This is a genomic window from Plantactinospora sp. CNZ320, from assembly GCF_002846275.1.
Genome location: NZ_PJMP01000001.1, coordinates 5,286,127 through 5,292,500 on the forward strand (window position 1 = coordinate 5,286,127; position 6,374 = coordinate 5,292,500).

The 6,374-nt window shown below is 72.7% G+C and carries 5 protein-coding genes; 4 read left to right on the forward strand and 1 reads right to left on the reverse strand.

Annotated features, from left to right (window positions below):
- Positions 1 to 34 precede the first annotated feature (34 nt).
- Positions 35 to 832: a putative protein N(5)-glutamine methyltransferase gene (locus tag CLT71_RS23610; protein ID WP_101369029.1), complete on the forward strand. Its 798-nt coding sequence runs from the start codon at positions 35 to 37 to the stop codon at positions 830 to 832.
- Between the two features lie 50 nt (positions 833 to 882).
- Here CLT71_RS23610 and ligA read toward each other — a convergent pair whose 3' ends face one another.
- A complete protein-coding gene (gene ligA / locus CLT71_RS23615; protein WP_486483412.1) occupies positions 883 to 3,267 on the reverse strand; it encodes an NAD-dependent DNA ligase LigA in 2,385 nt (794 codons plus the stop codon).
- A 135-nt stretch (positions 3,268 to 3,402) separates the two neighbouring features.
- Here ligA and CLT71_RS23625 point away from each other — a divergent pair, with 135 nt between their 5' ends.
- From CLT71_RS23625 to CLT71_RS37110, 3 genes are all read left to right on the forward strand, one after another.
- On the forward strand, positions 3,403 to 4,476 hold the full coding sequence (locus CLT71_RS23625) for a cation diffusion facilitator family transporter (protein WP_199187696.1): 1,074 nt from the start codon (positions 3,403 to 3,405) through the stop codon (positions 4,474 to 4,476).
- A gap of 223 nt (positions 4,477 to 4,699) precedes the next feature.
- Positions 4,700 to 5,587, forward strand: a complete 888-nt coding sequence (locus tag CLT71_RS23630) for a DUF1996 domain-containing protein (RefSeq protein ID WP_101369030.1) — start codon at positions 4,700 to 4,702, stop codon at positions 5,585 to 5,587.
- 68 nt (positions 5,588 to 5,655) lie between these two features.
- Positions 5,656 to 6,276 carry a DUF305 domain-containing protein gene (locus CLT71_RS37110; RefSeq protein WP_158242290.1) on the forward strand — a complete coding sequence of 207 codons (621 nt, stop codon included), beginning with the start codon at positions 5,656 to 5,658 and terminating at the stop codon, positions 6,274 to 6,276.
- Positions 6,277 to 6,374: the final 98 nt, after the last annotated feature.

Below are 6,374 nucleotides of genomic sequence, written 5' to 3' on the forward strand. Positions count from 1 at the left end.
GAGCGCCCGCAGGCGTTCCCCGAAGGGTCTACCCGTGTCAACACCCAGCTCCGATCTTCTGTCCACACCGGACGGCGTGGACGTCGTCCGTCGACTCCGGGCCGCCGGCTGCGTCTTCGCCGAGGAAGAGGCCGAACTCCTGAGTACCGCCGCCGGCAGCCCGGCCGAACTGCTGGCCATGGTCGAACTGCGGGTCTCCGGCCTGCCGTTGGAACACATCGTCGGCTGGGTCGACTTCTGCGGGCTGCGGGTCGCCGTCGACCCGGGAGTCTTCGTGCCGCGCCGCCGTACCGAACTGCTGGTCCGCCGAGCCGCCGCGCTGGCCCGACCCGGGGCGACGGTGCTGGACCTGGCCTGCGGCTCGGGCGCGATCGGACTGGCGGTAGCGGCACTGGTCGGCGACGTGGCACTGCACGCGGTGGACGTCGAACCGGCAGCGCTCCGGTGCGCCAGGCGCAACCTCGCTCCGCTCGGCGCCCAGGTGTACGCCGGTGACCTGTACCAGCCGCTTCCGTCCCGGCTGCGTGGCCGGATCGACGTGTTGGTAGCGAACGTGCCGTACGTGCCCAGCGAGGCGGTCGAGCTGCTGCCCCCGGAGGCGCGACTGCACGAGCCGCTGGTGGCGCTGGACGGCGGACGCGACGGTCTCGACGTGCTGCGCCGGGTGGCTTCCGGAGCCCGGGACTGGCTGGTCCCCGGCGGTCACCTGCTGGTGGAGACGAGTCTGGAGCAGGCGGAGGTGGCGGCGGAGCTGTTCGACCTGGCCGGCCTCGAGCCGGCGGTCTGCACCGACGACGACCTCCCGGCGACGGTGGTGGTCGGCCGTCGCTGACCATCGCCCCGGAACACCACCACCCGCCCCCGAACTCGGCCCTCGAAGCCTCAGCCGGTCGCGCCTGCCGGCACCGCTCCAGCTCCGGCCTCGGGTGCTGCCTCAGCCTCCGGTCCGGCTCCGGTCTCCGGTCCTGCCTCGGCCTCGGGTGCTGCCTCAGCCTCCGGTCCGGCTTCGGCCTCCGGTCCTGCCTCGGCCTCCGGCGCTGCCATGATCTCGGCGATGGTCGCGGCGTCTGCGGCGGTGTGCGCGGCGAGCAGTTCGGCGAACCGTTCCGCCGGCATCACCCGGACGCCGAGGTCAACGGCCTTCTCCGCCTTGCTGCCCGCACCCTCGCCGACCACCACCAGATCGGTCCGCTTCGAGACCGAGCCGGACGACTTGCCGCCGAGCCGCTCGACCGCCTCGTTGCCCTCGTTGCGGGTCAGCCCGGGCACGGAACCGGTGACCACGACCGTCATCGGGGCGCCGTCCGGCCGGCGCAGCGGCAGCGCGGTCGCCGCCGGCAGCTCGGGGTCGTCCCCACCCGGGGTGGCGGCGGCCTGACCGGGTACGCCCGGCTCGGTCATGTTGACCCCGCGCGCGGCGAGCTTCGCCACGACCGGGGCCAACTCGACCAGCTCGGCCGCGATGGTGACGGCCCGCTCGGGTCCGACGCCCTCGACCTCCTGAAGGTCGGTGACGGAGGCGGCGAGCAGGGCCTCCATGGTGCCGAAGTGCCGGGCGAGCCGGCGGGACATCGACCGGCCGGTCATCCGTACGCCGAGACCGGTGAGTACCCGGGAGAGCGGTTGCCGCTTCGACGCCTCGATGTTGGCCACGAGCTTTCGCGCGGAGGTCTCGCCCAGCCGTTCCAGGGTGGCCAGCGTGGTGGCGTCGAGATCGTAGAGGTCGGCCGGGTCGGTCACCATGCCGGCGCTGACCAGCAAGTCGATGATCTTGCTGCCCAGCCCTTCGATGTCCATCGAGTCCCGGGCGGCGTAGTAGGAGAGCGACTCGCGGGCGCCGCAGGCCCGGCCCTGGGTGCAGCGCCAGCGCTTCTGGGAGCGGTCGATCTCGCCGTCGCAGCGCGGGCACCGGGTCGGCGGCTCGTACGCCGTCGAGTCCGCCGGCCGCTCGTCGAGCTTGGCACCGGTGATCTCGGGGATCACGTCACCGGCCCGCCGGACGAAGACGGTGTCGCCGGCCCGGACGTTGCGCCGGACGAGGTCGTCGAAGTTGTGCAGGGTGGCCGAGGTGACAGTCACCCCGCCGACCTGCACCGGTGCCAGTACGGCGACCGGGGTGATCACGCCGGTCCGGCCGACCTGCACCTCGATCGAGAGCAGCGTGGTGGTGCGGGTGTCGGCCGGGAACTTGTAGGCGATGCCCCAGCGGGGTGCCCGGGTGCCCGACCCGGCCAGCTCACGGTCGGCCGGATGGTCCGCCTTGATCACCGCACCGTCGATGCCGAAGCCCAACTCGCCCCGGCGGGCGTAGAGCGACTCCACCACCGCCAGCACCTCCTCGATGGTGGTGCAGAGCGGCATCCCGGCCGGCGAGCCGGCGGTGGTGGCCACGCCGAGGCTCTCGACGTACGCCATCGTGGCCGAGTGTGGGCGCGGCTCGGTCGCCCCGTCGGCGCCGTCGAGGCCGTGCACGGCGTAGGCGAGGAAGGAGAGCGGCGCGTCGTACGCCCGGTCCTGGGCGCGCAGCGTGCCCGCGGCGGCGCTGCGCGGATGTGCGAAGGCCGGCTCGCCGTGCCCGGTGCGCATCTCCTGGGCCTTGGCGAAGTCGGCGTCGGTCATGTAGACCTCGCCGCGGATCTCCACGGTCAGCGGCTCGGCCAGCCGCTCCGGCAGGCCCGCCGCCCGCCGTGCCTGCGGCGTGACGTCCTCGCCGGCCAGCCCGTCGCCACGGGTGGCGACCTGGGTGAGCCGGCCCTCCACGTAACGGGCGGCGATGGCCAGCCCGTCGATCTTGGGCTCCACGGTGTAGCCGGCGGCCGGGCGCCCGAGCAGCTTGTCGAGGCGGGCCGCCCAGCGGGCCAACTCCTCCTCGCCGAAGACGTTGTCGAGACTGAGCATCGGAACGCTGTGCACGACATCGCCGACCAGTCCGGCGCCGGCCGCCACCAGCTCGCTGGGCGAGTCGTCGTCCTTCCAACCGGGTTGGGCGGCCTCGGTGGCGACGACCCGGGCCATCAGCGCGTCATAGGTCGCGTCGTCCATCGCCAGGTCGGCGCCGTTGTAGTAGGCGGCCGCGGCCGAGCGGATCTCCGCGATCGCCGCCTGGTAGGCCGGGCGGTCCGGGAACGGCTCGGCGAGCGCGGCGTCGACGACCGGGTCGACCACAGGATCCACCGGATCGACCACCGGGTGTACCCGATCGGCACCGTCCCCGCCCGGCTGCTCGGGCCGATCGTCGGTTGCCGTCACCACTGCCTCGTACGCCACGAAGTCCCCCTCCCGTCAGGCCCGCAAGCTCGGCGTTCAGCCTAGAGACCGGGTACGACGAACCGCCGTCCCCGGCCCCCGCAGGACTCCGGGCAACCGCCGGATGGGTCCCGCCCCGGCACCTAGGCTGACCTCATGGCCGAGCCGGCGGGCAGCCCGGACGACGAGGCAGGGCGCCGCCCGGTCGGCGAGCCGGGAACAACCGAGCCGGTCGAGGGCCGGGCCGCTGGTCAGGCGCCCTGGTCGCAGGTGGGACCGCTGGGCTCGTCGGGCTCGCAGCACAGCCAGAGCGTCGGAACGGTGATCATCGCGGGTCTGGCCAACCTGGCGGTGGCGGTGGCGAAGGCGATCGCCGGGCTCGTCTCCGGCTCGGCCGCGGTGCTCGCCGAGGCGGCACACTCGGTCGCGGACACCACCACCGAGCTGCTGCTCTTCGTCGCGCTGCGGCGGGGCGCCCGGCCACCGACCACGCAGTACCCGTTCGGGCACGGCCGGGAGAGCTACCTCTGGGCGTTCGTCGCCGCCGTGGTCACCTTCGTCGTCGGTGCCGGCTTCTCCATTTTCCAGGGCGTGCAGGCGATCCAGCAGCCGCACGAGGACCTGGACCCGCTCGTCGCGTACGTGGTGCTGGTGGTCTCCTTCGTGGCCGAGGGCATCTCGCTGACCCGCTCGGTACGCCAACTGCGCCGTCGGGCCGCGCGCTGGCGCCTCTCCTGGCTGCGGGTGGCCCGGCGTACCCCGAACACCACGATCAAGGCGGTGCTGCTGGAGGACAGTGCGGCGCTGGTCGGGTTGGTCCTGGCCGGCATCGGGGTGGGCGCCTCGGAGTTGACCGGCAGCCCGGTCTGGGACGGCGCCGCCTCGATCGCGATCGGCGTGTTGCTGCTGGTGGTGGCGACGACGCTGGCGCACAACAACATCGCACTGCTGGTTGGCCGGGCGGCCCGGGAGGCGGTACGCGCGGAGATCGAGCGGGAGCTGGCGGCGGTGCCGGACCTGCGGGGCGTGGACCGGTTGATGACGCTGCAACTCGGGCCGGAGGACATCCTGGTGGCGGCGAAGGTCAACTTCGCCGACGACGCCAGCCGGGAGGAGATCGAGATCGCCGCCGACGAGGCGGAACGGCGGCTGATCGCGCGCAATCCGGCGATCCGGTACGTCTTCCTCGCCCCGACCCGCCGCCCGACGGAGGAACTCCCTCCCGGCTGAGGAAGCCGCGCTCGGAGGTCTCGCTCGGCTGAGGAAGGCTTGCTCGACCCGTACAGGTATTGACAGTTTTCGACGGCAGGCTCAAGCTGGTGGATATGCGAGAGAGAGCGCTCTCTTGCACATCGAACGGGGGCAGACCACCACCAGTCTGGCCAGCGATCTCCGACGCCTTCGGCGGCGGCGCCGGGACCCCTCGCTGGCCGCTCACCAGCTAGGAGTGCCCATGGAAAGGGCCGCATCCCCGCCCGCGCCGTGCCGCCGGCTGAGGATCGTGACACTGTTCGGCGCCCTGCTCGTGCTGCTCGGCGGCTATGCCGTTGTCGAGCGGGCCGAGCCGGCCGAGGCCCGGATCGTCCGGGTCGCCGAGTTCCTGGCCGACTGTCCGTACAGTCACCGGCTGCCGGACGACCCGATCATCTATCCGGGCCTGCCCGGCGCCTCGCACATGCACAGCTTCTTCGGGGCGACGACCACCAACGCCTACACCAACCTCGCCGACCTGCTCAACTCCAACACCACCTGCAATCCCCGGGTCGACGTCTCGTCCTACTGGGTGCCCACCCTCTACGCGGACAACGTCCCGGTCGAGCCGGCAATCGTCACGTTCTACTACCTCGGCGAGGGTGTCCGCAGCGACATCGTCGCCAACACCCAGCCACTGCCGCTTGGCCTGCGGATCGTGGCCGGCAACGCTCGGGCGACCGGCCCGGACTCGACCACCATCTCCAGGTGGTCCTGCCTGCACGCCGGGCACGTCGGGGCGTCCAAGGACTTCGTCAACTGTCCGTCCGGGACGATGCTGGAGTCGTACCTCGACTTCCCGCAGTGTTGGAACGGCCGCGACCTCGACTCGCCGGACCACAAGAGCCACATGGCGTACCCGGTCAACCAGGCGTGCCCGCCGAGCCACCCGGTGGCGGTACCGAAGCTGCGCCAGGTGTTGCGCTATCCGGTGAGCGGCAACCCGGCGCGGTTCCGGCTCGCCTCCGGTGGCGGCTTCACCATGCACGGTGACTTCTTCAACGCCTGGCCCGAGGCCGAGATGCTGCGTCGGGTCCGGGACTGCATCCGACCCGTGATCAAGTGCGGTGCGGACGGCCGCCCGAGCTGACCACGTGCTCCGGGGGTGGATCCGGTTCCGGCCGGGTCCACCCCGACGGCGAGCGGAGAGGGGACCCAATGAGGCCCGGCACCGTTGCGGCGGCCACCGCGGCGCTCGTCGCGGTCCTGCTGGCCGGCGGCTGCGCCGGCTCCCCGTCGGCACCGGCTTCCGATTCGGGTACGTCGACCGGCGCGCCTCCGGCCACCGCCACCGCACCGGCCGCCCCGACGGGTACGCCCAGCCCGCCCGGCTCGTTCAACGGCACCGACATCGCCTGGCTGCAACTCACCGTCGCCATGCACGAGCGGGTACTGCCGCTGCTGGCTCTGGTGCCGGAGCGCACCGCCGAACCTGCGGTACGCCGGCTCGCCGCCCGGGTCCGGGAGACCCACCGCGCCGACCTGGACCGGTCCCGGCGACTGCTCGACCGCTCCGGTGCACCGAGAAGCGATCCGCACCAGGGGCACGACATGCCCGGCATGGTCACCGCCGCCGAGCTGGCCGCACTGCGTACCGCCCCGGACGCAGAGTTCCGCCGTCTCTTCGGCCGGTACCTGAGGGCACACCTGGAGCAGTCGGTTCGGGTCGCCGGTGCCGAGCAGCGCTCCGGCGCACACCCCGAGGCCACCGCGCTGGCCGGTTCGATCGTCCGGACCGGAACCGCCCAGTTGGGCGGGCTCACCAGACTGCCGGCGTGACGACCACCACCGGCCGGCGGCGTCGAGGTCGTTGGCCACCGTGGACTACGCCTGCGCGGGGCGCGAACAGAGTCCGACACTTCATGACTTATGCGCTT

What these genes read in the sequence shown, in the direction of transcription:
- CLT71_RS23625 (WP_199187696.1), top strand. Translation starts at nt 3,403, where the DNA reads ATGGCCGAGCCGGCGGGCAGCCCGGACGACGAGGCAGGGCGCCGCCCG.
- CLT71_RS23630 (WP_101369030.1), top strand. Translation starts at nt 4,700, where the DNA reads ATGGAAAGGGCCGCATCCCCGCCCGCGCCGTGCCGCCGGCTGAGGATC.
- CLT71_RS37110 (WP_158242290.1), top strand. Translation starts at nt 5,656, where the DNA reads ATGAGGCCCGGCACCGTTGCGGCGGCCACCGCGGCGCTCGTCGCGGTC.